This window comes from Geodermatophilus sp. SYSU D01106 (assembly GCF_054049995.1).
This window is the reverse complement of record NZ_JBJGYM010000001.1, coordinates 1-24,072: the sequence shown is the minus strand read 5'-3', so window position 1 is coordinate 24,072 and position 24,072 is coordinate 1. Positions and strand designations below refer to the sequence as shown.

At 76.8% G+C, this 24,072-nt stretch carries 27 protein-coding genes; 21 read left to right on the top strand and 6 right to left on the bottom strand.

From position 1 onward, the window contains the following. Positions 1–61: 61 nt before the first annotated feature. From ACI78R_RS00135 to moeA, 3 genes are read right to left on the bottom strand one after another with little or no spacing between them, the layout of a single operon-like run. Positions 62–556: a MogA/MoaB family molybdenum cofactor biosynthesis protein gene (locus ACI78R_RS00135; protein WP_457039268.1), complete on the bottom strand. Its 495-nt coding sequence runs from the start codon at positions 554–556 to the stop codon at positions 62–64. Further along, positions 553–1,023, bottom strand: a complete 471-nt coding sequence (gene moaC, locus ACI78R_RS00130) for a cyclic pyranopterin monophosphate synthase MoaC (RefSeq protein WP_073421388.1) — start codon at positions 1,021–1,023, stop codon at positions 553–555. The genes ACI78R_RS00135 and moaC overlap by 4 nt, the downstream gene beginning before the upstream one ends. Next, entirely contained in the window at positions 1,020–2,213 is a 1,194-nt protein-coding gene (moeA, locus tag ACI78R_RS00125) for a molybdopterin molybdotransferase MoeA (RefSeq protein WP_457039267.1), read from the bottom strand. Before moeA ends, moaC begins: the two co-directional genes overlap by 4 nt. Before the next feature lie 70 nt (positions 2,214–2,283). On the opposite strand from moeA, the gene ACI78R_RS00120 reads away from it, so the two are divergent. From ACI78R_RS00120 to ACI78R_RS00065, 12 genes are all read left to right on the top strand, one after another. Further along, positions 2,284–3,249 carry a PfkB family carbohydrate kinase gene (locus tag ACI78R_RS00120; protein WP_457039266.1) on the top strand — a complete coding sequence of 322 codons (966 nt, stop codon included), beginning with the start codon at positions 2,284–2,286 and terminating at the stop codon, positions 3,247–3,249. Positions 3,250–3,296: 47 nt separating this feature from the next. After that, positions 3,297–3,815, top strand: a complete 519-nt coding sequence (locus ACI78R_RS00115) for a beta-class carbonic anhydrase (RefSeq protein ID WP_457039265.1) — start codon at positions 3,297–3,299, stop codon at positions 3,813–3,815. A gap of 31 nt (positions 3,816–3,846) precedes the next feature. Beyond that, positions 3,847–5,049 (top strand): DUF7373 family lipoprotein, encoded by a 1,203-nt coding sequence (locus tag ACI78R_RS00110; protein ID WP_457039264.1) that lies wholly within the window; start codon positions 3,847–3,849, stop codon positions 5,047–5,049. Positions 5,050–5,171: 122 nt separating this feature from the next. Next, on the top strand, positions 5,172–5,615 hold the full coding sequence (rplM, locus tag ACI78R_RS00105) for a 50S ribosomal protein L13 (RefSeq protein WP_073421397.1): 444 nt from the start codon (positions 5,172–5,174) through the stop codon (positions 5,613–5,615). Next, positions 5,612–6,031, top strand: coding sequence for a 30S ribosomal protein S9 (gene rpsI / locus ACI78R_RS00100; RefSeq protein ID WP_073421399.1), 420 nt, complete (start codon positions 5,612–5,614; stop codon positions 6,029–6,031). Before rplM ends, rpsI begins: the two co-directional genes overlap by 4 nt. A gap of 11 nt (positions 6,032–6,042) precedes the next feature. Further along, positions 6,043–7,392 carry a phosphoglucosamine mutase gene (gene glmM, locus ACI78R_RS00095; RefSeq protein ID WP_457039263.1) on the top strand — a complete coding sequence of 450 codons (1,350 nt, stop codon included), beginning with the start codon at positions 6,043–6,045 and terminating at the stop codon, positions 7,390–7,392. Positions 7,393–7,454: 62 nt separating this feature from the next. Beyond that, positions 7,455–8,294, top strand: a complete 840-nt coding sequence (locus ACI78R_RS00090; protein ID WP_457039262.1) for a DUF427 domain-containing protein — start codon at positions 7,455–7,457, stop codon at positions 8,292–8,294. Between the two features lie 88 nt (positions 8,295–8,382). Further along, complete coding sequence (glmS, locus tag ACI78R_RS00085) at positions 8,383–10,257, top strand: glutamine--fructose-6-phosphate transaminase (isomerizing) (protein ID WP_457039261.1); 1,875 nt, start codon at positions 8,383–8,385, stop codon at positions 10,255–10,257. Positions 10,258–10,309: 52 nt separating this feature from the next. Further along, positions 10,310–10,687: a holo-ACP synthase gene (locus ACI78R_RS00080; protein WP_073421405.1), complete on the top strand. Its 378-nt coding sequence runs from the start codon at positions 10,310–10,312 to the stop codon at positions 10,685–10,687. Further along, the gene (locus tag ACI78R_RS00075) at positions 10,684–12,147 is read left to right on the top strand and encodes an NAD(P)H-hydrate dehydratase (RefSeq protein ID WP_457039260.1); all 1,464 of its coding nucleotides are present in this window, start codon (positions 10,684–10,686) and stop codon (positions 12,145–12,147) included. The genes ACI78R_RS00080 and ACI78R_RS00075 overlap by 4 nt, the downstream gene beginning before the upstream one ends. After that, positions 12,144–13,280, top strand: a complete 1,137-nt coding sequence (alr, locus tag ACI78R_RS00070) for an alanine racemase (protein WP_457039259.1) — start codon at positions 12,144–12,146, stop codon at positions 13,278–13,280. Before ACI78R_RS00075 ends, alr begins: the two co-directional genes overlap by 4 nt. Continuing rightward, positions 13,280–14,503, top strand: a complete 1,224-nt coding sequence (locus tag ACI78R_RS00065) for an alpha/beta fold hydrolase (protein ID WP_083628773.1) — start codon at positions 13,280–13,282, stop codon at positions 14,501–14,503. Before alr ends, ACI78R_RS00065 begins: the two co-directional genes overlap by 1 nt. Positions 14,504–14,533: 30 nt before the next feature. Here ACI78R_RS00065 and ACI78R_RS00060 read toward each other — a convergent pair whose 3' ends face one another. Continuing rightward, on the bottom strand, positions 14,534–15,130 hold the full coding sequence (locus ACI78R_RS00060; RefSeq protein WP_281248096.1) for a TIGR04222 domain-containing membrane protein: 597 nt from the start codon (positions 15,128–15,130) through the stop codon (positions 14,534–14,536). A 53-nt stretch (positions 15,131–15,183) separates the two neighbouring features. Between ACI78R_RS00060 and ACI78R_RS00055 the strand changes: the two genes are divergently transcribed. Genes ACI78R_RS00055 through ACI78R_RS00040 form a run of 4 tightly spaced genes read left to right on the top strand, consistent with a single transcriptional unit; the run spans position 15,184 to position 17,454 of the window. Continuing rightward, entirely contained in the window at positions 15,184–15,816 is a 633-nt protein-coding gene (locus ACI78R_RS00055; protein ID WP_457039258.1) for a uracil-DNA glycosylase, read from the top strand. Continuing rightward, the gene (gene tsaE, locus ACI78R_RS00050) at positions 15,813–16,262 is read left to right on the top strand and encodes a tRNA (adenosine(37)-N6)-threonylcarbamoyltransferase complex ATPase subunit type 1 TsaE (protein WP_457039257.1); all 450 of its coding nucleotides are present in this window, start codon (positions 15,813–15,815) and stop codon (positions 16,260–16,262) included. Before ACI78R_RS00055 ends, tsaE begins: the two co-directional genes overlap by 4 nt. Continuing rightward, a complete protein-coding gene (locus tag ACI78R_RS00045) occupies positions 16,259–16,948 on the top strand; it encodes a haloacid dehalogenase-like hydrolase (RefSeq protein WP_457039256.1) in 690 nt (229 codons plus the stop codon). Before tsaE ends, ACI78R_RS00045 begins: the two co-directional genes overlap by 4 nt. Further along, positions 16,945–17,454, top strand: coding sequence for a GNAT family N-acetyltransferase (locus ACI78R_RS00040; protein WP_457039255.1), 510 nt, complete (start codon positions 16,945–16,947; stop codon positions 17,452–17,454). Before ACI78R_RS00045 ends, ACI78R_RS00040 begins: the two co-directional genes overlap by 4 nt. Before the next feature lie 31 nt (positions 17,455–17,485). On the opposite strand, the gene ACI78R_RS00035 is transcribed toward ACI78R_RS00040, so the two are convergent. Further along, on the bottom strand, positions 17,486–18,169 hold the full coding sequence (locus tag ACI78R_RS00035; RefSeq protein WP_073421418.1) for an alpha/beta hydrolase: 684 nt from the start codon (positions 18,167–18,169) through the stop codon (positions 17,486–17,488). Between the two features lie 86 nt (positions 18,170–18,255). Between ACI78R_RS00035 and tsaB the strand changes: the two genes are divergently transcribed. From tsaB to tsaD, 3 genes are read left to right on the top strand one after another with little or no spacing between them, the layout of a single operon-like run. Beyond that, positions 18,256–18,894 carry a tRNA (adenosine(37)-N6)-threonylcarbamoyltransferase complex dimerization subunit type 1 TsaB gene (gene tsaB / locus ACI78R_RS00030; RefSeq protein WP_073421420.1) on the top strand — a complete coding sequence of 213 codons (639 nt, stop codon included), beginning with the start codon at positions 18,256–18,258 and terminating at the stop codon, positions 18,892–18,894. Continuing rightward, positions 18,891–19,355, top strand: a complete 465-nt coding sequence (rimI, locus tag ACI78R_RS00025) for a ribosomal protein S18-alanine N-acetyltransferase (protein WP_457039254.1) — start codon at positions 18,891–18,893, stop codon at positions 19,353–19,355. Before tsaB ends, rimI begins: the two co-directional genes overlap by 4 nt. Then, positions 19,352–20,386, top strand: a complete 1,035-nt coding sequence (tsaD, locus tag ACI78R_RS00020) for a tRNA (adenosine(37)-N6)-threonylcarbamoyltransferase complex transferase subunit TsaD (RefSeq protein ID WP_073421421.1) — start codon at positions 19,352–19,354, stop codon at positions 20,384–20,386. The genes rimI and tsaD overlap by 4 nt, the downstream gene beginning before the upstream one ends. A gap of 78 nt (positions 20,387–20,464) precedes the next feature. Here tsaD and ACI78R_RS00015 read toward each other — a convergent pair whose 3' ends face one another. Then, positions 20,465–21,673, bottom strand: coding sequence for a THUMP-like domain-containing protein (locus tag ACI78R_RS00015; protein ID WP_457039253.1), 1,209 nt, complete (start codon positions 21,671–21,673; stop codon positions 20,465–20,467). Positions 21,674–21,856: 183 nt separating this feature from the next. On the opposite strand from ACI78R_RS00015, the gene groES reads away from it, so the two are divergent. Both groES and groL read left to right on the top strand, forming a co-directional pair. Beyond that, positions 21,857–22,165, top strand: coding sequence for a co-chaperone GroES (groES, locus tag ACI78R_RS00010; protein WP_073421422.1), 309 nt, complete (start codon positions 21,857–21,859; stop codon positions 22,163–22,165). A 155-nt stretch (positions 22,166–22,320) separates the two neighbouring features. Further along, entirely contained in the window at positions 22,321–23,964 is a 1,644-nt protein-coding gene (gene groL / locus ACI78R_RS00005) for a chaperonin GroEL (RefSeq protein ID WP_073421423.1), read from the top strand. The last annotated feature ends 108 nt before the right edge of the window (positions 23,965–24,072 follow it).

Here is a 24,072-nt window from a genome sequence, read left to right as displayed (position 1 = left end):
CGGAAGGGGCTCAGCGCAGGCCGGGACGGCACCTGGCCGCGGTGTCAGCCGGAGGCCGACGTCAGACATGGTCGCCGCCGCGCAGCTGCGACACGACGTGGGGGAGGAGCGGACCGAGGACCGCGAGCCCGTCGCGCACCCCGCCGGTCGAGCCGGGCAGGTTGACGACCAGCGTCCGTCCCGCGGTGCCGGCGATGCCGCGGGAGAGCACCGACGTCGGCACCTTCCCCTCCCCGTAGCGGCGCACCGCCTCGGCCAGGCCGGGCGCCTCGCGCTCGACGACCGCGCGGGTCGCCTCGGGCGTCACGTCGGTGGGGGAGAGGCCCGTGCCGCCGGTGGTGAGGACGACGTCGGCGCCGGACGCGACCGCCTCGCGGATCACCGCGGCCAGCGCCTCGGCGTCGTCCGGGCGCACGTGCGGGCCCTCGACGGCGAACCCCAGCGCGCGCAGCCCCTCGGCCAGCGCCTGCCCGCTGCGGTCCTCGTAGACCCCGGCCGAGGCCCGGTTGGACGCGGTGACGACGACGGCGCGCGCGTCCGCTGGGAGCTCGCTCACCGCCGCCACTCCCCGCTCTTGCCGCCGGACTTCGCCAGCAGCCGCACGTCGGTGATCGCCGCCCGCGGGTCGACCGCCTTGACCATGTCGATGACGGTCAGCCCGGCCACCGCCACCGACGTCAGCGCCTCCATCTCCACGCCCGTCCGGTCGGCGGTGCGGGCGGTGGCGGTGATCTCCACGGCGTCGTCGGCGACGGTCACGTCCACGGTGACGCCGTGCAGGGCGATCGGGTGGCACAGCGGAACGAGGTCCGGCGTTCGCTTGGCCCCGGCGATGCCGGCGATCCGCGCGACGGCGACGGCGTCGCCCTTGGGCACGCCCTCCCCGCGCAGCAGCGCCACCACCTCGGGGCTGACCAGCACCCGGCCGGCCGCGGTGGCCTCGCGGGCGGTGACGGGCTTGGCGGAGACGTCGACCATCCGGGCCGCCCCGGACTCGTCGACGTGGGTGAGACGGTCGCTCACTGCAGCGCTCCCTCGATCAGGACGACGTCGACCTCGGCGCCCGCGGGCAGCTCGGTGACGTCCTCGGGCACGACGACCAGGCAGTTGGCCCGGGCCAGGTGGGCGACCAGGTGCGAGCCGGGCCCGCCGACCTGGGAGACGCGGCCGGCGTCGTAGCGGCCGCGGAGGAACTGGCGGCGCCCGGCGGGGGAGCGCAGCGGCGCGGTGAGCACCGCGGGCGCCCGCAGCCGGCCGGGGGCCGCGTGGCCGAGCGCCTGCCGCAGCGCCGGGCGCACGAACACCTCGAAGGACACGAACGAGCTGACCGGGTTGCCCGGCAGGGTCACCACCGGCACGCCGTCGACGGTGCCGCAGCCCTGGGGCCCGCCGGGCTGCATCGCGACCTTGAGGAACTCGACCGTGCCGAGGGTGCGGAACGCGTCCTTGACCACCTCGTAGGCGCCCGCGCTCACCCCGCCGCTGGTGACCAGCAGGTCGGCCTCGGCCAGCTCGGCGCGCACGGTGGCGAGGAACTGGTCGACGTCGTCGGGGACGAAGTGCAGCCGCCGCGCGGTGCCGCCGGCGTCCTCGACCGCCGCGCACAGCAGCAGCGAGTTGGACTCGTAGACCTGGCCGGGCAGGAGCGGCTCGCCGGGCTCCACCAGTTCGCTGCCGGTGGACAGCACGAGCACCCGCGGGCGGCGGCGCACCCACAGCGTGCGCGCGCCGACCGCGGCGGCGAGGCCCAGCTGCGCGGCGCCCAGTGGGCTGCCGGCCTCCAGCGCGACGGTGCCGGCGGTGATGTCCTCCCCGGCGCGGCGCAGGTGGGTGCCGGCGGCGGGGGCGTCGCGGATCTCGACGACGTCGGTGGCCGCGTCGGTGAGCTCCACGGGGACGACGACGTCGGCGCCCGGGGGCAGCAGCGCGCCGGTCATGATCCGCTGCACGGTGCCAGGCTGCAGCGGGTCGACGCCGGTGCGCCCGGCGGGCAGGTCGTCGGCGACCGGCAGCCGCACGGGCAGCCGCCCGAGGTCGGCGGCGCGGGCGGCGTAGCCGTCCATCGCCGAGTTGTCGAAGCCGGGCAGGGGGACGCCGGCGGTCACGTCGCGGGCGAGCACCCGGCCGTGCGCCGCGGCGACCGGCACCTCCTCCTCGCCGAGCGGGGCGAGCAGCGCGGCCACCGCCGCCTGGTGTTCCTCGACCGTGCGCACCGGGTCATCCTGGCCGATCGCCCCGCGGCCGGCTGGCGGGCGTCCGGGGCGGCGGGCAGCGTGGGCAGCCGTGACCGGCGTGGTGGTGCTCGGGCAGGTGGGGCGAGACCTCGTGCTGCGGGTCGCGGAGCTGCCCGGCGCGGGCGGGTCCGCCGACGTCGGCGAGCGCCGCGAGGTGGCCGGCGGCAAGGGCGCCAACCAGGCCGTCGCGCTCGCGCAGCTCGGCCTCCCGGTGGCGCTGGTCGGCGTCGTGGGGGAGGACGGCGAGCCGCTGCTGGACCGGGCCCGCGCCGACGGGGTCGACGTCACCGCCGTCGTCCGCCGGCCGGGCGTCCCCAGCGCGCTGCTGGTCGACGTCGTCGAGGCCGACGGCACCCGCCGGCTGCTCGAGGACGTCCCGGACGGCGTGCTGCTCACCGCCGCGGACGTCGCCGCGGCCGGGGACCTGCTCGCCGGGTGCGCCGCGCTGGTCCTGCAGCTGCAGCAGCCGGGGGAGGCGGTCCGGGCGGCCCTCGACCGGGTCGGCCCCGAGGCGCTCGTCGTCGCCGACGGCGCCCCCGCCGACGACGGCACGCGGGACGCGGTGCTCGCCCGCGCCGCCGTGCTCCGCGCCGACGCCTCCGAGGCCGCGCTGCTGGTCGGCCGCGGGCTCGACGGGGTCGGCGACGTCCGGGCGGCCGCGCGGGAGCTGCTCGCGGCCGGCCCGCGGCTGGTCGCGCTGTCCGCGGGCGCCGACGGCGACCTGGTGGCCTGGCGCGGCGGCCCCTCCCCGGCGGCCGGCGGGCAGCCGTGGCCGGACGACGGCGACCTGCTCATGCCGCTGCACGACCACCACCCCGCCGACCCGACCGGCGGCGGGGACTCCACCGTCGCCGCGCTGACGGCCGCGGTGCTCGGCGGTGCCACCCCGGAGGACGCGGCCCGGGCGGCGTCCGCGGCGGCCACGCTGACCGTCGGCCGGCTCGGCGGGCGCCCCGCGCTGACCGCCGCGGACCTCGCCGCGCAGGTCGCCCGCGAGCGCGCGGCGCGGGCATAGGAAGCTCTCCCTGCGTCCGCACGCCCGGAACGTGCGGACAGCTTCCGATGCCTGCCACCCGAGAGGAGCACCACGTGGCCGAGTACGAGCGGATGCTGGCCGCCAACGAGGAGTGGGCCCGCGACTTCCCGGGCGCCCTGCCCGTGGCCCCGGCGCGCAAGGTCGCCGTCGTCGCCTGCATGGACAGCCGGATGCCGCTGTTCCCGCTGCTGGGGCTGGCCGTCGGCGACGCGCACGTCATCCGCAACGCCGGCGGCGTCGTCACCGACGACACCATCCGGTCGCTGACCATCTCCCAGCACCTGCTCGGCACCCGCGAGATCGTGCTCGTGCACCACACCGACTGCGGGCTGCAGAAGACCGACGACGCCTCCTTCGCCGACCTCGTCGAGGAGGCCACCGGGGCGCGCCCGCCGTGGCCGGCGCAGGCCTTCACCGACGTCGACGAGGACGTCCGCGAGTCGATCCGGAAGCTGCGCGCGAGCCCGTTCCTGCTGTCGAAGGACGTCTGCGGGACCGTCTACGACGTCACGACCGGGCGACTCCACCGCGTCGAGGCCGACTGACCACCCGTCCCCGTCACTAGGCTCGCGCCCCGTGACGGGGACGCGGAGCAGGTGGACGGCGGCCGGCGCGGTCGCGGCGGGGGTGCTGCTGGCGGGCTGCACCAGCACGGTGTCCGGGACGGCGACGCCGCTGGCCAGCGCCCCGCCGACGACGAGCGAGGCGCCCGACCCCACGCCGTCGGAGCCGCCGGTCGACGTCACCCCGGCGCCCGCGCCCACGGTCGGCACGCTGCTCGAGGCGCACCGCATCGCCTCGGTGACCTCGCTGGTGCAGGCGACCTTCCCGGCGCGCACCGACACCTGCTTCCCGAGCGGGCCGTGGAGCGACGCCGGCGCCCTCGACGCGGCCTACTTCGGCTCGGGCACCGCGGGGACGGTCCTGGACCGCTGGGGCTTCGTCACCGCGTGGGGGCAGTGCAACAGCGACCCGGCCGACGGCCGCGCGACCCTGACGATGGTGGCCGAGCTGTCGGACCCGGAGTCGGCGCGGCGGGCCGCCGTCGAGCTCGCCGCCGACCAGGCCGGCGCCGGCTACGAGCCGGCCTCGGTGCCCGGCGTCGACGGCGAGGCCGTGCTGCTGGAGGACGGCGGCGAGGACGTCGTCCAGGTCTTCGTGCCGGTCGGCCGGATGCTGGCCTACGCGTACCACACGGCGGCCGCGGGCCAGGGCCTCGGCGACGTCGGCCGGCTGATGACCGACCAGGTCGGGCTGCTGCAGGGGTTCACGCCCACGCCGCAGGCGCAGGTGCCCACGCTGCCCACCGACCCGGTGGGCCTCCAGTCGCTCACGCTCGACCCGCCGGGTGACTTCACCGACTTCTCCGGCCCCTACGACCTCGAGGGCTACCTGCGGCTGGCGATCGACCCGGCGCGCGAGCGCGACCTGCTGTCGGCCAACGGGTTCCGCGGCTTCTACTCCAAGCAGTCCGACGAGGACGAGCTCAGCTACGCGGTGGCGCTCTACGCCTTCCCGACGTCGACGCAGACCAACGCCGTCTACACGACGTTCGCCGAGCTCGAGGCCACGGAGTTCGGCGGCACCCGGTTCACGCTGCCGTCGATCCCCGACGCGCCCTGCTTCTGGTTCGAGTCGGGGGAGAGCTTCTACCAGCGCTGCTACGTCGGCTACGGCAGTTACCTCGCGAGCGTCGACGTGCTCGGCCTCACCGCGGCCGACGACGTCGCCGCGATGGACCGGCTGCTGCCCGCCCAGCGCGACCTGATCGACGGCTGAACCGGCTGGTATCGTCGTCGGCTGGTGCGCGGCCGCCGGCTGGTGCGCGCGCGCCGTCCCCGTCTCCCGTGCTCGGTGAGGCGATCCCACCAGCCGCCCCGACGACGACGGAGGACAGTGCCGTGCGCACGTACTCACCCAAGCCCGGCGAGGTCGACCGGGTCTGGCACGTCATCGACGCCACCGACGTGGTGCTCGGTCGACTCGCCAGCCAGATCGCGACCCTGCTGCGCGGCAAGCACAAGCCCCAGTTCGCACCGCACGTCGACGTCGGCGACTTCGTCGTCGTCGTGAACGCCGGCAAGGTCGCCCTGACCGGCTCCAAGCGGGACCAGAAGACCGCCTACCGGCACTCCGGCTACCCGGGCGGCCTCCGGGCGATCAACGTCGGCGACCAGCTGCGCACGCACCCCGACCGCGTCGTCGAGCGCGCCGTCAAGGGCATGCTGCCGCACAACAGCCTCGGCCGGCAGATGATCAAGAAGCTGAAGGTGTACGCGGGCCCCGAGCACCCGCACGCCGCCCAGCAGCCCCAGACCTTCGAGATCAAGCAGGTGGCCCAGTGACCTCCGCCCTGACCGTGACCGACGCCGAGGGGCGTCCCGTCCAGACCGTCGGCCGGCGCAAGGAGGCCGTCGTCCGCGTGCGGCTCGTGCCGGGCACCGGCCAGTTCCGCCTCAACGGCCGGACGCTCGAGCAGTACTTCCCGAACAAGGTCCACCAGCAGCTCATCCGTGAGCCGTTCGTGACCCTCGAGAAGGCCGAGCAGTACGACGTCGTCGGCATCCTCAAGGGCGGCGGCGTCACCGGCCAGGCCGGCGCGCTGCGCCTGGCGATCGCCCGCGCCCTCATCGAGGTCGAGGCCGAGGACCGCCCGGCGCTCAAGAAGGCCGGCTTCCTCACCCGCGACGCGCGGGTCAAGGAGCGCAAGAAGTACGGCCTCAAGAAGGCCCGCAAGGCGCCTCAGTACTCGAAGCGCTGACCGGTACCGCCGTGGGTCGCCTGTTCGGGACCGACGGCGTCCGGGGTCGGGCCAACGCCGACCTCACGCCGGAGTTGGCCCTCTCGGTGGCCCGTGCGGCCGCCGGTGTGCTCGCCGACCGCGACGGGACCTCGCGTCCCGTCGCGGTCGTCGGCCGTGATCCCCGCGCCAGCGGGGAGATGCTCGAGGCGGCCGTCGTCGCGGGCCTGGCCAGCGCCGGCGCCGAGGTGCTCCGCGTGGGCGTGCTCCCGACGCCGGCCGTCGCCTTCCTCACCGCCGAGACCGGCGCCGACCTCGGCGTCATGATCTCGGCGAGCCACAACCCGATGCCCGACAACGGCATCAAGCTGTTCAGCCGCGGCGGCCACAAGCTGCCCGACGCCGTCGAGGCGGCGATCGAGGCGAGCATCGCCACCTCCCGTCGGAGCACCGACGGCCGCCGCCCGACCGGGGCCGACATCGGCCGGGTCCGGGACGTGCCTGGCGCAGTCGACGACTACGCGGACCACCTGCTGTCGACGCTCCCGGCGTCGGTGTCCGGCCTGCGCCTGGTCGTCGACTGCGCGCACGGTTCGGCCGCCACCGTCGCCCCCGACGTCTATCGACGCGCCGGCGCCGAGGTCACCGTCATCGGAGGCGAGCCCGACGGCTGGAACATCAACGACGGCATCGGCTCCACCCACCTGGGCCCGCTGACCGAGGCCGTCCGCGCCACCGGCGCCGACCTCGGCATCGCCCACGACGGCGACGCCGACCGCTGCCTGGCGGTGACCGCCGACGGTGAGGTCGTCGACGGCGACGCGATCCTCGCCGTCTGCGCACTCGGCCTCAAGGAGCGCGGCGCGCTGGCGCAGGACACCGTCGTCGCCACCGTGATGAGCAACCTCGGGTTCCACCACACGATGCGCGACGCCGGCATCGCCGTGCACACCACCGCCGTCGGCGACCGCTACGTGCTCGAGGCGCTGCGCGCCCGCGGGCTGTCCCTCGGCGGCGAGCAGAGCGGCCACCTGGTCTTCCTCGACCACGCCACCACCGGCGACGGCCTGCTCACCGGCCTGTCGCTGCTGTCGCGGATGTCGGTCACCGGCGCCTCGCTCGCCGAGCTCGCCTCGGTCGTGCAGCGGCTGCCGCAGGTGCTGGTGAACGTGCCGGTGCGCGACCGGATCGCCGTCGTCGAGAGCGACGCCGTCGCCGGCGCGGTCAACGCCGCCGAGGCCGAGCTCGGCGACGACGGCCGGGTGCTGCTGCGCCCGTCGGGCACGGAGCAGCTGGTGCGGGTCATGGTCGAGGCGCCCACCCAGGAGTCCGCCGACGCGATCGCCGCGCGGCTGGCCGAGGTCGTCGCCGCCGTCGACTGACCCCTGGACCGCCGGGCCGGGCGGGACGACGATCGTCCCCACCGGCCTCCGGGAGGGACGTCGTGACCGTGCGGATGAGGGACCTGCTCGGCGGTGTGGTCGACCGGCTCCGGTACGAGCCGACGGCCAAGCGCGTCCGGGCCGAGGTGGACGGCGCCGTCGTCGCCCTGACCGACCGGGCGCTGCTGGTCTGGGAGCCCCGCCGGGTGGTGCCCGCCTACGCGGTGCCGGTCGAGGACCTGCGCGCGGCGCCGGTCCCGGACCCCGGCGTCGTGCCGGACGAGCCCGCGGGGACCGGCTTCGCCCTGCCCGACGTGACCGGGCTGCGCGTGCTCGACCCGCGGGTGCCCTTCGCCGTCCGCAGCACGCCGGGGGAGCCGGTGCTGGTGCCGGTCCCCGGGAGCGACCGCACGGTCGAGGGGTTCTGCCCGGCCGACCCGGCGCTGGCCGGGTACGTCGTCCTCGACTGGGCCGGCTGCGACGCCTGGTTCGAGGAGGACGAGCGCCTGCACGGCCACCCGCGCGACCCCTTCCACCGGGTCGACGTCCGCGCCGGGTCGCGCTCGGTGCGGGTGTCGGCCGGCGGCCAGCTGCTCGCCGACTCGGCGCGGCCCGCGCTGGTCTTCGAGACTTTGCTGCCGGTCCGCTGGTACCTGCCCGCCGCGGACGTCGTCGCCGACCTGGAGCCGAGCCCGACCCGGACGGAGTGCGCCTACAAGGGCGTGGCGCACTACTGGTCGGTGCGCACCGACGACGGCCTCGTGCCCGACGCGGTGTGGAGCTACCCCGACCCGCTGCCCGACGCGGCCCAGCTCACCGGGCTGCTGTGCTTCTTCGACGAGCGCTTCGACGTCGCCGTCGACGGCACGCCGCGCGCCCGCCCGGTCACCCCCTGGTCCTGACCGGTCGGGTGGGGCGGGTGGGAGGGGCACCGCGTCTCACACCGCAGAGGGACGGATCGGTCCTCCTTCCCCGGTACCCTCGGTCCACATGTGCGGCATCGTGGGTTATGTCGGCCCGCAGAACGCCCTGGACGTCGTCCTGGAGGGCCTGCGGCGGCTCGAGTACCGGGGCTACGACTCCGCGGGCGTGGCGGTCCGGGTCGGCGGGGACGGCGACGGAGAGCTCGCCTCGGCCAAGAAGGCCGGCAAGCTGGCCAACCTCGAGAAGGTGCTGGCCGACGCGCCGTTGCCGGAGTCGACCATCGGCATCGGCCACACCCGGTGGGCCACCCACGGCGGGCCGACCGACCGCAACGCCCACCCGCACCTGTCCGCGGACGGCCGGGTGGCCGTGATCCACAACGGGATCATCGAGAACTTCGCCGCGCTGCGCGCCGAGTGCGAGGCCGCGGGCGTCGAGATGACGTCCGAGACCGACACCGAGGTCGTCGCCCACCTGCTGGCCGCCCAGTACGCCGAGCTCCCCGCGGGCACGGGCCGCTTCGCCGAAGCGCTGCGCCTGGTCTCCCGCCGCCTCGAGGGCGCCTTCACCCTCGTCGCCACGCACGCGGACGAGCCCGACACGCTCGTCGCGTCCCGCCGCAACAGCCCGCTGGTGGTCGGCGTCGGCGACGGCGAGTACTTCCTCGGCTCCGACGTCGCCGCCTTCATCGCGCACACCCGCGAGGCGCGCGAGCTGGGCCAGGACCAGGTCGTCGAGATCGACCGCGCCCGCGGCCTGTCGGTCACCGACTTCGACGGCGCTGCCGTCGAGCCGCTCGCCTACACCGTCGACTGGGACGCCGCCGCCGCCGAGAAGGGCGGCCACGACTGGTTCATGCTCAAGGAGATCGCCGAGCAGCCCCAGGCGGTCGCCGACACCCTGCTCGGCCGGCTCGGTGACGACGGGGAGCTCCTCCTCGACGAGGTCCGGCTGTCCGACCAGGAGTTGCGCGACATCGACAAGATCTTCGTCGTCTCCTGCGGCACCTCGTTCCACGCCGGCCTGATCGCGAAGTACGCCATCGAGCACTGGACCCGCATCCCGGTCGAGGTCGAGGTGGCCAGCGAGTTCCGTTACCGCGACCCGGTCCTCGACCGCTCCACGCTCGTCGTCGTCATCAGCCAGTCCGGCGAGACGATGGACACCCTCATGGCGCTGCGGCACGCCAAGGAACAGAAGGCCCGCGTCCTGGCGATCTGCAACGTCAACGGGTCGACCATCCCGCGCGAGTCCGACGCCGTGCTCTACACCCACGCCGGCCCCGAGATCGCGGTCGCCTCGACCAAGAGCTTCCTGGCGCAGATCGTCGCCTGCTACCTCGTCGGGCTGTTCCTCGCGCAGGTGCGGGGGATCAAGTACACCGACGAGGTCGCCTCGATCGTCCACGAGCTGCAGAAGCTGCCCGAGGCCGTCGAGCGGGTGCTGGCCCAGATGGAGCCGGTGCGCGAGCTCGGCCGCTCGCTGGCCGACGCCGACACGATCCTGTTCCTCGGCCGGCACGTGGGCTTCCCCGTGGCGCTCGAGGGCGCGCTCAAGCTCAAGGAGCTCGCCTACATCCACGCCGAGGGCTTCGCCGCAGGCGAGCTCAAGCACGGCCCGATCGCGGTCATCGACCAGGGGACGCCGGTGGTCGTCGTCGTCCCCTCCCCCCGGAGTCGCGAGTCGGTGCACGGCAAGGTCGTCTCCAACATCCAGGAGGTCCGGGCCCGCGGCGCGCGCACGATCGTGATCGCCGAGGACGGCGACGACGACGTCGTGCCCTACGCCGACCACCTCATCCGCGTGCCGCGCACGCCGACCCTGCTCGCGCCGGTGGTGACCACGGTGCCGCTGCAGATCCTCGCCTGCGAGATCGCCGACACCCGCGGCTTCGACGTCGACCAGCCGCGCAACCTGGCCAAGAGCGTCACCGTCGAGTAGCCGCGCGACGGGCCGCACGGCGACGGCGACGGCGGCACGGCAGACTGGCCCGGTGATCATCGGGGTGGGGATCGACGTGGTCCCCGTGACCCGCTTCGCCGAGTCGCTCACCCGCACGCCCGGCATCCGCGACCGGCTGTTCACTGCCTCCGAGCAGGTGACGCCGTCGGGCAACCCGCGGACGGCGGAGTCGCTGGCCGCGCGGTTCGCCGCCAAGGAGGCCGTCGCCAAGACGCTCGGCGCCCCCGGCGCACTGCAGTGGCACGACGCCGAGGTGACCGTCGGCGAGCACGGCCGCCCGCACCTTGAGGTGCGCGGCACCGTCGCCGCCCGGGCCGCGGAGCTCGGCATCACCCGCTGGCACGTGTCCCTGAGCCACGACGGCGGGATCGCCTCCGCGGTGGTCGTCGCCGAGGGGGGACCCGCGTGATCGGGCTGTCCACCGCCGCCGAGGTCCGCGCCGCCGAGGACGTGCTGCTCGCCGCCACCCGCGAGGGCGCGCTCATGCAGCGGGCGGCCACCGGCCTGGCCGTCGTCTGCCTGCGGCTGCTCGGCCGGGCGCACGGCGCCCGCGTCACGCTGCTCGTCGGCGCGGGCAACAACGGCGGGGACGCGCTGTTCGCCGGCGCGCAGCTGGCCGCCCGCGGCGCCCGGGTGACCGCCGTCCTGCTCGACGCGGACCGCGCCCACCCGGCCGGGCTGGCCGCGCTGCGCCGCGCCGGCGGGCGGGTGACCGGCCCGGAGGGGCCCGGCGAGCTCGACCGCGCCGACCTCGTCCTCGACGGCATCGTGGGCATCGGCGGCCGCGGCGGCCTGCGCCCCGGGGCGGCCCGGCTGGCGGAGCGGGCGGCCACCGGACCGGGGCTGACCGTCGCCGTCGACGTGCCGAGCGGCGTGGACGCCGACACCGGCGCGGTCGAGGGCGCGGCGTTCGCCGCGGTGCACACGGTCACCTTCGGCGCGGTCAAGCCCGGCCTCGTCGTGGGGGAGGGGCGTGGGTACGCCGGCACGGTCCACCTGGTCGACATCGGTCTCGCCCCGCACCTGGCCCCGGCCCGCGCGCACCAGCTCACCGACGCCGACGTCGCCGCGCACCTGGAACCGCCCGGCCCCACCGACGACAAGTACTCCCGCGGCGTCGTCGGGGTGGTGGCGGGCTCGGCGGTCTACCCCGGCGCCGCCGTGCTGTGCACCGGGGCGGCGCTGCGCACCCGCCCGGGGCTGGTCCGCTACGCCGGCACCGCCGCCGACGGCGTCCGCGCCGCCTGGCCGGAGGCCATCGTCACCGACGGCCGGCCCGGCGACGCCGGCCGCGTGCAGGCCTGGGTGGCCGGCCCCGGGATGGGCACCGACGACGACGCCCGGAGCGTGCTGGCCGAGGTGCTGGCCACCGACCTGCCGGTGGTGGTCGACGCCGACGCGCTGACGATGGCCGCGCGCGAGCCGGACCTCGTCCGCGGCCGCACCGCGCCCACCGTGCTGACCCCGCACGACCGGGAGTTCGAGCGCTTCGGCGTCCCGGTCGGCGGCGACCGCATCGGCAGCGCCCGCCGGCTCGCCGCCGACCTCGGCGCCGTCGTCCTGCTCAAGGGCGACGCCACCGTGGTCGCCGCGCCCGACGGCACCGCGTTCGTCAACGCCACCGGCACCTCCGACCTGGCCACGGCCGGCAGCGGCGACGTCCTGTCGGGGGTCCTCGGCTCGCTGCTGGCCGCCGGCACGCCCGCGGCGGAGACGGCCGCGGCGGCCGCCCACTTGCACGGCCGGGCCGGCCAGGTCGCCGCGGCTCGCGGGCCGATCCTCGCCTCCGACCTCGTGCGGGTGCTGCCGGACACCGTCGGCCGGGTGCGCGGGGGCGGCGACGCGCTCCTGGGACACTCGGGGGCGTGAAGCAGCCAGCTCCCCGGGCCGAGGTGGTCGTCGACCTCGACGCGATCGCGGCGAACACCGCCGTGCTCCGCGAGCGGGTCGGCCGTCCGCTCATGGCGGTGGTCAAGGCCGACGGCTACGGGCACGGTCTGGTGCCGGCCGCGCGGGCGGTGCTCGCCGGCGGTGCCGACGCGCTCGGCGTCGCCGTCCTCGAGGAGGCGCTCGCGCTGCGTGCCGCCGGGGTCACGGCGCCGCTGCTGGCCTGGCTGCACGCGCCGGGCACCGATTTCGCGCCCGCGCTGGAGGCCGGCGTCGAGGTGTCGGCCAACGCGGAGTGGGGGCTGGCCGAGGTCGTGGCCGCCGCCCGCGCCACCGGCCGTCCCGCGCGGCTGCACCTGTGCGCCGACACGGGCCTGTCCCGCGAGGGCGCCACGACCGCCGACTGGCCCGCGCTGGTGGCCGCGGCGGCCCGCGCGCAGGCCGACGGCGAGGTCGAGGTGGTCGGGCTGTGGAGCCACATGGCCTACGCCGACGCCCCCACCCACCCGACGATCGGCGCGCAGGTGCGGGTGTTCGAGGAGGCGGTCGGCATCGCCCGCGCCGCCGGCCTCGACGGCACCCGGCACCTGGCCAACTCCGCGGCCACCGTCGCGCTGCCCGACACCTGGTACGACATGGTCCGGCCCGGCGTCGCCCTCTACGGCCTCGACCCGCTCGGCGGCGACCCCGCCGTCCACGGCCTGCGGCCGGCCATGAGCGTGCGCGCACGCGTGGCGCTGACCAAGCGGGTGCCGGCCGGCGTCGGCGTCTCCTACGGGCACACCTACTCCCCGGAGCGGGAGACGACGCTGGCGCTGGTCCCGGTCGGCTACGCCGACGGCGTCCCGCGCGCCGCGGGCAACCGCGCACCCGTGCTCGCCGCCGGCGCGCAGCGGACGATCGCCGGCCGCGTGTGCATGGACCAGTTCGTGCTCGACGTCGGCGACGACGCCGTCGCCCCGGGCGACGAGGTGGTCCTGTGGGGCTCGGACGAGCGCGGCGAGCCGACCGCCCAGCAGTGGGCCGACGCGGTCGACACCATCCACTACGAGCTGGTCACCCGGGTCGGCGGGCGGTTCACCCGCCGCCACGTCGGGTCGGCGGGGGCGGTCTGATGGCACAGCGGTCGAGCCGGCGGGCGCCGGCGCACCCGGGACTGACCGGGGCGCTGGAGCGGCACCCGGCGGTCGGGATCGCCGGCGCGGTCGTCGGCCTCGCGGCGGCCACCACCGCCGTCGGCGTCGCCGTCGCGCGCATCGCCACCCGCCGGGTGCGGGCCGAGCGGCTCAGCCCGGGCGGAGCGCTGCCGGAGGGCGCCAGCGACGCCGAGCTGCGCGAGGACGACCCGCTCGGCGCCGCCGCGCGCCGGGCCGACCGGACGGCGCAGGTGCAGGCCGACGACGGCGTGCTGCTCGCCGTGGACGAGGTCGGCCCGCTCGACGCGCCGCTGACCGTCGTCTTCGTGCACGGCTACACGCTGTCGATGGCCTCCTGGACCTACCAGCGCCGGTCCCTGGGCGCGGAGCTGGCCACCGCGAACGGCCACCGGCCCACCGCTCGGCTGGTCTTCTACGACCAGCGCGGGCACGGCTCGTCGTCCCGCGGGCCGGCGGAGAACTCGACGATCGAGCAGCTGGCCCGCGACCTCGCGCGGGTGCTCGAGGAGCGGGTGCCGGAGGGGCCGGTCGTGCTGGTCGGCCACTCCATGGGCGGCATGACCGTCATGGGCCTGGCCGACCTGCACCCGGAGCTGTTCGGCACGAAGGTCGCCGGCGTCGCGCTGGTGTCCACCTCCAGCGGCCAGCTGGCCGACCTCGACTTCGGCCTGCCCGACTTCCTCACCCGCGTGCGCGCCGCGGTGCTGCCCGTGGCCGCCTGGACGATGCGCCGGCGGCCGGTGTTCGCCGAGCGCACCCGCCGGCTCGCCGCCGACGTCGTCTCCGCGGCGACCTGGTCGCTGTCGTTCGCCTCCACCGACGTCGATCCGCGGCTGGGCCGCTACGTCGACGCGATGATCGCCGGCACCCCGGTCGACGTGATCGCCGAGTTCTACCCGGCGCTGGCCGGCCTCGACGAGACCGGCGCGCTCGCGCCGCTGCGCCGGGTGCCCACGCTCGTGCTCACCGGCGACGCCGACCGGATGATCCCGCCGGCGCACAGCGACACCCTGGTGGAGCTGCTCGGCGGCGAGGGGCCGGCGGTCGAGCACGTCGTCGTCCACGACGCCGGGCACCTGGTGACGCTGGAGAAGCCGCAGGAGGTCACCCGGGCGCTGGCCGGCCTGGTGCGCCGGGTGGCCGCGGAGACCGCCCGCATCCGCCAGGAACCCGGCCGGTAGGTCCCCGCGGGGAGCCCGGCCGGTCCGTCGTCAGGGGCGGCCGTCGAGGCCCCGGGCCACCAGCGTGTCCCGGGTCCGCTGGGCCACCTCGCACCCGTCGGCGTAGGACAGCGCCCACGGCGAGGCGGCGACGCCGGGCAGCACCGGGCGGCGCGGCGGGTCGCAGACGGCCTCCCGCAGCGCGGGGTCGGTCAGCCGGTCGCGGCCCTCGAGGGCGACGTGCAGCACCGGCCCGACGTCGGCGGCGCGCGCCCGCTCGAGCACGCGCCGGCCGGCCGCGGTCGGGCCGGTGAACCGGCCGAGCAGGCGCTCGGCGCGCAGCCGGCGGGGGAGGACGGTGACCCGGTCGTCGGCCAGCGCGCGCCAGCGCACCGTCTCCACCGACCGGCGGCCCCGGCCCCCGACGGCGTCGAGGACGGCGGCCTCCACCGGGTGGCGCCGCCGCGGCTCGACGACCTGCAGCTCCCCGGGCGCCACCGCGCGCACCCGGCCGGTGACCACGAGGGCCACCAGCGCGGTGTCGACCACCCGCTGCGGCCCGCCGGCCAGACAGGCGACCTCGTAGACGTCGGGGTGCTCGGTCATGGCGACTCCTCCCGCGGCGGGGGCCCTGTCCCACGGTGACAGGGCGGGAGCGGGCGCGGAAGCCCCCCGGCCGCGCCCGCCGTAGGGTCGGGGACGTGGCAGCCCCCCGTCCGCCCCGGTTCGACGCCGCGGCCGAGGAGGTCGCCGCCACGGCCGCGGCCGCCGCCGACTGGCCCGCGCTCGCCGCCGCCGCGACGCCCTGCGTCGCCTGCCCCGAGCTGTCAGCCACCCGGCAGCACGTCGTCGTCGGCGACCCGCCGGTGCGCGGGCGGGCGCGGTTCGCCCTGATCGGCGAGGCGCCCGGTGCCAACGAGGACGAGACCGGCCGGCCCTTCGTCGGGAAGTCGGGCCAGCTGCTCGACCAGCTGCTCGCCGAGGCCGGGCTCGACCGCGCCGAGGCGGCCGTGCTCAACATCGTGAAGTGCCGACCGCCGGGCAACCGGACGCCGAAGACGCCGGAGGTGGCCCGCTGCAGCGGCTGGCTGCGCCGCCAGCTCGAGCTGCTCGACCCGCCGGTCGTCGTGGCGCTGGGCCTGTCGTCGGCCAAGTGGTTCCTCGGCCCGCGCACCGTGCTCGCCGGGGCCCGCGGCCGCCCGCACGACGTCGGCGGCCGGGCGGTCTGGGCCACCTACCACCCGTCGGCGGCCATCCGGTTCGGCCCCCACGGCGCCCCCCGCGCCGGCCTGCTCGAGGACCTGACGTCGGTCGCCCGGAGCCTGGCGGCATGAGGCGCGAGCACGTGCTGCCCACCGTCGACGACACCCGGGCCCTCGGTGCCGCCCTCGCCGCCGTCGTGGAGCCGGGCGACCTGCTGGTGCTCACCGGCCCGCTCGGCGCCGGCAAGACCGCGCTCACCCAGGGCCTCGGTGCCGCGCTCGGGGTGACCGAGCCGGTCACCTCGCCGACCTTCGTCATCGCCCGCGTGCACCGCGGCGGGCGGCTGCCGCTGGTGCACGTCGACGCCTACCGACTGGGGAGCGTCGCCGACGTCGACGACCTCGACCTCGACGCGTCGACCGAGGAGTCGGTGACGGTCGTCGAGTGGGGCGCCGGGCTGGTCGAGCGGCTCACCGACGAGCACCTCGAGGTGCGCCTGGACCGCCGCGACGACGACGTCCGCACCGCCGTCCTCGTGCCCTCCGGCGCCGGCTGGGAGCGGCGGCTGTCGGAGTGAGCCCCCCGGGCCGGCCGGCGGTCGTCGTCTTCGACCTCGACGGCACGCTGGTCGCCGGCGACTCCTTCGGCGGCTTCCTCCGCCGCCTGCTCACCCGGCAGCCCCTGCGGCTGGCCGCGGCGCTGCTGACCGCGCCGGTGTGGCTGCCGGCGCTGGCGACCGGGCGCCTGCGGGTGCCCGCGGAGCGCTGGCTGGTGTGGCTTGCCGCGGTGGGCCTCGACGCCGAGGGGTTCACCGCGGCGGCGCGGGCCTTCGCCGCCGAGCACGCCGGCCCGGCCGGCGGGCGCACCGCCGCGGCCGCGGTCGCCCGGGTCCGCGAGCACGTCGCCCGCGGCGACCGGGTGGTCGTGGCCACCGCGTGCGCCCGACCGCTGGCGGCGGAGGTGTGCCGGGTGATCGGCCTGCCGGACGTCGAGGTGGTCGACACCGACCTGCGGCGCAGCCGCTGGGGGCTGCCGGCACCCGCGGTCCCCGCCCGGGGGCAGGGGAAGCTCGAGGCGCTGCGGGCGGCCGGGGTGCCGCTGCCGCTGGACCACGCCTACTCCGACAGCGCCTCCGACCTGCCGCTGCTGCGCGCCGCGCGCGTCCCGCACCTCGTCGACCCGACGCCGCGGGACCTGGCGAGGCTGCGGGCCGTCCTGGGCCCGGACGTCGAGGTGCTCCGCTGGGCGGGGAGCGCCGGGTGAGCGTCCGGGTCGACGTGCTCGCCCTCCCGGCGGCGGCGTTCGCCGCGCTGGCCGCCGGCGACCTCGCCGCCGCGGGCGCCGCGTCCCCGGTCCCGCTGCCGCCGGGCTTCGCCGATCCCGACTGGTCGGAGGTGTGGCGGATGCGCGCGGAGCAGGTGGCCGCCGACCCGGCCGCGGCCGCGTGGGTGACCGGCGTCGTGTGGGACCCCGACCGGCGGCTGGCCGTCGGGCGCGCCGGTTTCCACGGCCCGCCCGACGGGCGCGGCATGGTCGAGATCGGCTACGCCGTGCTGCCCGAGCACCGGCGCCGCGGCTACGCGCGGGCGGCGCTGGCCGCGCTGCTCGCCCGCGCCCGGGCGGAGCCGGCCGTGTCGGTGGTGCGGCTGTCGATCGCGCCGTCGAACACCGCGTCGCAGGCGGTGGCCCGGCCGTTCGGCTTCGTCGTCGTGGGCGAGCAGGTGGACCCGGTCGACGGCGTCGAGGTCGTCTCCGAGCTGTCGGTGTGACCGTCCGCGCCAGGACCGGCGCCGCGACCGCTCAGCCGGCGCGGTCGAGGACCGGTCGCAGCAGCGCCGCCAGCTCGGCGGGGTGGGAGAGGAACGGCGAGTGCCCCGACGGCAGACGCAGCACCTCGCCGGCCCGGGACGACATCGCCTCCTGGGCGAACACCGGGATGGCCTGGTCGTCCTCGCACACGACGTAGGTGCTCGGCACGTGCCGCCACGCCGCGCCGGTCAGCGGCTGCTCCACCGAGGCGCGGGACTGCAGCCCGACGCGGGCCACCGCGTCGCGCGTCAGCTCCTCGGGCACCCCGTTGTAGAAGACCGCCGCCGGGTCCGTCACCCCGATCGCGTGCTCCCCGACCTCCCACCAGGGCGGCGCCTGCCCGCCGACGCTCCCGAGGAGGGAGTCCCCGACGTCGAGCTGGAAGGCGCACAGGTAGACGAGGTGCGCGACGCCGCTGTCCGCGGCGACCGCCTCGGTCACCACCGCGCCCCCGTACGAGTGGCCGAGGACGACGACCGGGCCGTCGACCCGCGCGAGGGCGTCCCGCACGGCCGCGGCGTCGGCACGGAGGTCGCCCAGCGCGGCCGGGTCCTCGCCGACGCTGGGCAGGTCGACGGTGTGCGCCCGCACGTCGTCGCCGAGCTCCTCCACCAGGGGGCGCCAGCACCACGAGCCGTGCCAGGCGCCGTGCACGAGCAGCAGTGATGCGGTCATCGGCGTCCTCTTCCCCGACGGCGTGGGCCGGGCGATCCTGCCCGACCGGGCCGCCGGGCGACAACGGCTGACTACGCTGGCCGGTCGTGCTGGTCCTCGTCCTCGACACCGCGACCCCCACGCTGGTCGCCGGCGTCGCCCGCCGCTCCGACGACGGCGGCGTGGAGGTCCTCGCCGAGCGGGCGGTGCCCTCCGGCAACCGGCACGCCGAGCTGCTCGTCCCCGCCGTGCGCGAGGCCCTGGCCGAGGCCGGCGTGGCGCTGGCCGACGTCGGCGCCGTCGTCACCGGCCTCGGGCCCGGCCCGTTCACCGGCCTGCGGGTCGGCGTGGTCACCGCGGCCGCCCTTGCCGACGCCGGCGGCGTCCCCGCCGTGGGCGTCTGCTCGCTCGACGCCGTCGGGTCGGGGGAGCGGACGGTGGTCACCGACGCGCGGCGCAAGGAGGTCTACTGGGCCGCCTACGACGCCGCCGGAGCGCGCGTCGACGGGCCGGGCGTCGTCCGCCCGGAGGAGCTCGCCGCACGCGGCCCGCTGGTCGGCGACCCGCGCTTCGCCGAGCGGCTCGGCGCCGCGGTCACGCCCGCCGAGGTGACGGTCGCCGGTCTGCTGCGGGCGGCGGCGCCGCTGCTCGACGACCCGTCGTCGGCCGGGCCGCTCGTCCCGCTGTACCTGCGCCGCCCCGACGCGGTCCCGCCGACGTCGTTCAAGCCGGTGACGACGTCGTGAGCGCGCGGCTGCGGCCGATGCGACTGGCCGACCTCGACGCCGTGCTGGCGCTGGAGGAGGAGCTCTTCGCGCCGGACACCTGGACCCGGGCGATGTACCGCGACGAGCTGTCGCGCACCGACACCCGGCACTACCTCGTGGCCGTCGACACGGACGGCGAGGACGACGGCGCCGTCGTCGGGTACGCGGGCCTCATCGCCTACGACGACGAGGCGCACGTGTCCACGATCGGCGTCGCCCGCGACCGGCAGGGCGAGGGCCTCGGCGCGGCCCTGCTCGACGCGCTGCTCGCCGAGGCCGACCGGCGCAGCCCCGTCGTGCTGCTCGAGGTGCGCGCCGACAACGAGGTGGCGCAGGGCCTCTACCGGCGCCGCGGGTTCGCCGAGATCGGCCGGCGCCCGCGCTACTACCAGCCGAGCGGCACCGACGCCGTCGTGATGAAGCGGGAGGTGCGGCGGTGAGCGAGCCGCTGGTCCTGGGGTTCGAGACCTCGTGCGACGAGACCGGGGTCGGCCTGGTGCGCGGCCACACCCTGCTGTCGGACGCACTGGCGACCTCGATGGCCGAGCACGAGCGCTTCGGCGGCGTGGTGCCCGAGATCGCCTCGCGGGCGCACCTGGAGGCGATGGTCCCGACCGTGCACCGCGCGCTCGCCGAGGCCGGGGTGTCGGCGTCCGACGTCGACGCCGTCGCGGTCACCGCCGGGCCCGGCCTCACCGGCGCGCTGCTGGTCGGGCTGGCCGCCGCGAAGGCCTACGCCCTCGCGCTGGACAAGCCGCTGTACGGGGTCAACCACCTGGCCGCGCACGTCGCCGTCGACGAGCTGCAGCACGGCCCGCTGGCCGAGCCGTCGCTGGCGCTGCTGGTGTCGGGCGGGCACAGCTCGCTGCTGCTCGTGCCCGACCTCGCCCGCGAGGTCACCTCGCTCGGCCGCACCATCGACGACGCCGCCGGCGAGGCCTTCGACAAGGTCGCCCGCGTGCTCGGCATGCCGTTCCCCGGCGGCCCGCCCATCGACCGCGCCGCCCGCGACGGCGACCCGGCGGCCATCGACTTCCCGCGCGGGCTCACCGGCCCCCGGGATGCGCCCTACGACTTCTCCTTCTCCGGCCTGAAGACCGCCGTCGCCCGCTGGGTGGAGGCGCGGCGGAAGGCGGGGGAGCCGGTACCGGTGGCCGACGTCGCGGCGTCGTTCCAGGAGGCGGTCGCCGACGTGCTCACGGCCAAGGCGGTGCGCGCCTGCCGCGACTCCGGCGTCGACCACCTCGTGCTCGGCGGGGGAGTGGCGGCCAACTCGCGGCTGCGGGCCCTGGCGGAGGAGCGCTGCGCCGCGGCCGGGATCGTGCTGCGCGTGCCCAGCCCGCGGCTGTGCACCGACAACGGCGCGATGGTCGCGGCGCTCGGCTCCCGGCTGGTCGCGGCGGGCGTCGAGCCCTCCGCGCCCGACCTGGGCGCCGACAGCAGCCTGCCGATCCAGACGGTGAGCCGCTGAGCGACGACTGTTGCGGTCGCGGCCCCGTCCAGAGGCTCACCCCGAGCGTGCGAGGGGTGAGGGGGACGGGGTCCTTCCTCACCCGCTGACGTCGCACACCAGGGCGGTCGGGGCGCCGGCCACCCGGGTGACGACGACGGTGGCGCTCCGGTCGCCCGGGCCGCGCAGCTGCCGCGCCAGGGTCTCCGGCTCGATCGCCGACCCGCGCTTCTTCACCACCACCCGGCCGACGCCGCGATCCCGCAGCAGCGCGCGCAGCCGCTTGAGGTTGAACGGCAGCACCTCGTCGACGCGGTACGAGATGGCCCACGGGGAGTCCGCGGCCGCGCCGGAGGTCAGGTAGGCGATCGTCGGGTCGACCAGCGTCGCGCCGAGCTCCGCGGCCACCAGGGACACCAGCCCGGAGCGGATGACGGCGGGGTCGGGCTCGTGCAGCCACGCCCCGACCGGGCCGGCTGGCGCGGGCCCGGGGTCGGCGCTGGCGGTGAGCTCGTGCACGTCGTCGCCGCGGACGACGGTCGCCCGCCGCCACACCTCGGACACCCCGCGGCCCCACAGCAGCGCCTCGACGATCGACCCGCGCACCGACACCCACTCGGCCTCGACGCCCTCGGGCACCCGGTCGTGGTCGAGGCCCGGCGCCACCTTCACCACCGCGCGCGGCACCCGGTCGAGCAGCGCCGTCACCGTCGACCAGGGCGGCGACCAGCGGTCGGGGTCGAGCTGCCGGCGGCCGCCCGCCCGCCGCGCGGGGTCGAGGACGGCGGCCGCGCACCCGGCGACCTCGCCCCCGCGGGCGGCGTCCACCAGCTCGACGACGTCGCCCGCGACCACCCACACGTCGTCGGCCACCCCGAGCGCCTCGGCGTTGGCGGCCGTGAGCTCGCGGGCCACCGGGTCGAGGTCGACGGCGAGCACCCGCGCGCCGGCCCGGGCGAGCGCCACGGTGTCGGTGCCCGACGCGCAGCCGAGGTCGGCGGCGGAGTCGGTGCCGTCGGCGAGCAGGCGGGCGGCCCGGCGGGCGGCGAGCGCGGGACGGCCGGCCTGCTCGAGCGTGTCGGCGGTGAGGAACAGCCGGTCGGCGTCGGTGCCGAACACCGGGCGGGCCCGCGCCCGCAGCCGGGCCAGCTCCCAGGCGGGACCGGCCAGCTCCGGCCCGACCTCCGCGCGCAGCGCCGCGACCCCCGCCAGCACGTCGGCGCCCCCGGCCAGCAGCGCCGCGGCGCGGGCGGTCGCGGCGGCTCCCTCGGGCGTGCGCAGCAGGGTCAGCGCGGCGGGATCGGGCACGGCGACCAGCCTCCCGCAGCGGCCCGTCCTCCGAGCGGTGGACCCGGTTGAGGGGCTGGCACTCTCGTGGGTAGAGTGCCAACCGACACGGGCAGGCGCCTGACCCCCGCGACGGCAGGCCCGGCCCCCGTGCCACAACGTGCAACCCCACCAGCCGTCCGATCCCGAAGGGGGCGTCACCTCGTGACGACCGCTACCAAGGTCTCCATCAAGCCGCTCGAGGACCGCGTCGTCGTCCAGGCCAACGAGGCCGAGACCACCACCGCCTCCGGCCTGGTCATCCCGGACACCGCCAAGGAGAAGCCGCAGGAGGGCACGGTCATCGCCGTGGGCCCCGGCCGCATCGACGACAACGGCAACCGCGTCCCGCTCGACGTCAACGTCGGCGACGTCGTCATCTACTCGAAGTACGGCGGCACCGAGGTCAAGTACGCCGGCGAGGAGTACCTCGTGCTCTCCGCCCGCGACCTGCTCGCCGTCGTGGAGAAGTAGAAGGACCACCCTTCCCCCCACGCCGAGCGAGCTCGGCGCGGGCCCCTGAGGAGTGGCCGTTCCAGCACGGCACCAGACCGCCCCGGCGACCCGACTGACCGGGTCCCGGGGCGGTCGCCGTCTCACCCCCGTAGCGATCTGATCGGAAGGGCCCCATGGCCAAGATCATCAAGTTCAACGAGGACGCCCGCCGCTCGCTCGAGCGCGGCGTGGACAAGCTCGCCGACGCCGTCAAGGTCACCCTCGGCCCGCGCGGGCGCAACGTCGTCCTCGACAAGAAGTTCGGCGCCCCGACCATCACCAACGACGGCGTCACCATCGCCCGCGAGGTGGAGCTCGAGGACCCGTACGAGAACCTCGGCGCCCAGCTGGCCAAGAACGTCGCCACCAAGACCAACGACGTCGCCGGTGACGGCACCACCACCGCCACGGTGCTGGCCCAGGCGCTGGTCAAGGAGGGCATGCGCAACGTCGCCGCCGGCGCCAACCCGATGGGTCTCGGCCGCGGCATGCGCGCCGCCGTCGACGCGGTGTCGAAGGCCCTCGACGAGGTCGCCATCCCCGTCGACGAGCAGTCGGCCATCGCCGGCGTCGCCACCATCTCCGCCCAGGACGCCGAGGTGGGCGCCCTGATCGGCGAGGCGATGGAGAAGGTCGGCAAGGACGGCGTCATCACCGTCGAGGAGAGCAACACCCTCTCGACCGACCTCGACGTCACCGAGGGCGTGCAGTTCGACAAGGGCTACCTCTCGCCCTACTTCGTCACCGACCAGGAGGCGATGGAGGCCGTCCTCGAGGACGCCCTCGTGCTGCTGGTGCAGGGCAAGGTCAGCGCGCTGGCCGACCTGCTCCCGCTGCTGGAGAAGGTGCTCGGCAACGGCGCCCGCCCGCTGCTGATCGTCGCCGAGGACGTCGAGGGCGAGGCGCTGTCGACCCTCGTCGTCAACTCGATCCGCAAGACGATCCGCGTCGTCGCGGTCAAGTCGCCCTACTTCGGCGACCGCCGCAAGGCCTTCATGACCGACCTCGCCATCGTCACCGGCGGCCAGGTCGTCAGCGAGGACGTCGGCCTCAAGCTCGACCAGGTCGGCCTCGAGGTGCTCGGCACCGCCCGCCGCGTGACCGTCACCAAGGACACGACGACGGTCGTCGACGGCGGCGGCACGGCCGGCGCGATCTCCGACCGGGTCGCCCAGATCCGCCGCGAGATCGAGGCCACCGACTCCGACTGGGACCGCGAGAAGCTGCAGGAGCGGCTGGCCAAGCTGGCCGGCGGCATCGGCGTCATCCGGGTCGGCGCGGCCACCGAGGTCGAGCTCAAGGAGCGCAAGCACCGCATCGAGGACGCCATCGCCGCCACCCGCGCCGCGGTGGAGGAGGGCGTCGTCCCCGGGGGCGGCTCCGCGCTCGTGCACGCCGCCACCGCCATCGACGCGCTGGACCTCACCGGCGACGAGCTGACCGGCGCCCGTGCCGTGCAGCGCGCGCTGGAGGCCCCGCTGGCCCGCATCGCCGACAACGCCGGCTTCGAGGGCCGCGTCGTCGTCGCCAAGGTCCGCGACCTCGGCGTGGGCCAGGGCTTCAACGCCGCCACCGGCGAGTACGGCGACCTGGCCGGCCAGGGCGTCATCGACCCGGTCAAGGTCACCAAGGCCGCGCTGGGCAACGCCGCGTCGATCGCCGCGATGGTGCTCACCACCGACTCCGCCGTCGTCGAGGCGCCGGAGGAGGAGCACGACCACGCGGGCGGCGGGCACCACACCCACGGCCACTCGCACGGTCACGGCCACAGCCACTGACCCCGTTCCGCACGATCAGGTGAGCTGATCGTGCGGCGGGGGGGGGGGGGGGGCGGGGGGGGGGGGGGCGGGCGGGGCCGCGCGCCGGGCGCGCGGCGCCCCGCCCGC

Coding starts and splice junctions, on each gene's coding strand:
- ACI78R_RS00115 (WP_457039265.1), top strand. CDS start 3,297: ATGCCTGCCACCCGAGAGGAGCACCACGTGGCCGAGTACGAGCGGATG.
- glmS (WP_457039261.1), top strand. CDS start 8,383: ATGTGCGGCATCGTGGGTTATGTCGGCCCGCAGAACGCCCTGGACGTC.
- ACI78R_RS00065 (WP_083628773.1), top strand. CDS start 13,280: ATGGCACAGCGGTCGAGCCGGCGGGCGCCGGCGCACCCGGGACTGACC.
- tsaE (WP_457039257.1), top strand. CDS start 15,813: ATGAGGCGCGAGCACGTGCTGCCCACCGTCGACGACACCCGGGCCCTC.
- ACI78R_RS00035 (WP_073421418.1), bottom strand. CDS start 18,169: ATGACCGCATCACTGCTGCTCGTGCACGGCGCCTGGCACGGCTCGTGG.
- groL (WP_073421423.1), top strand. CDS start 22,321: ATGGCCAAGATCATCAAGTTCAACGAGGACGCCCGCCGCTCGCTCGAG.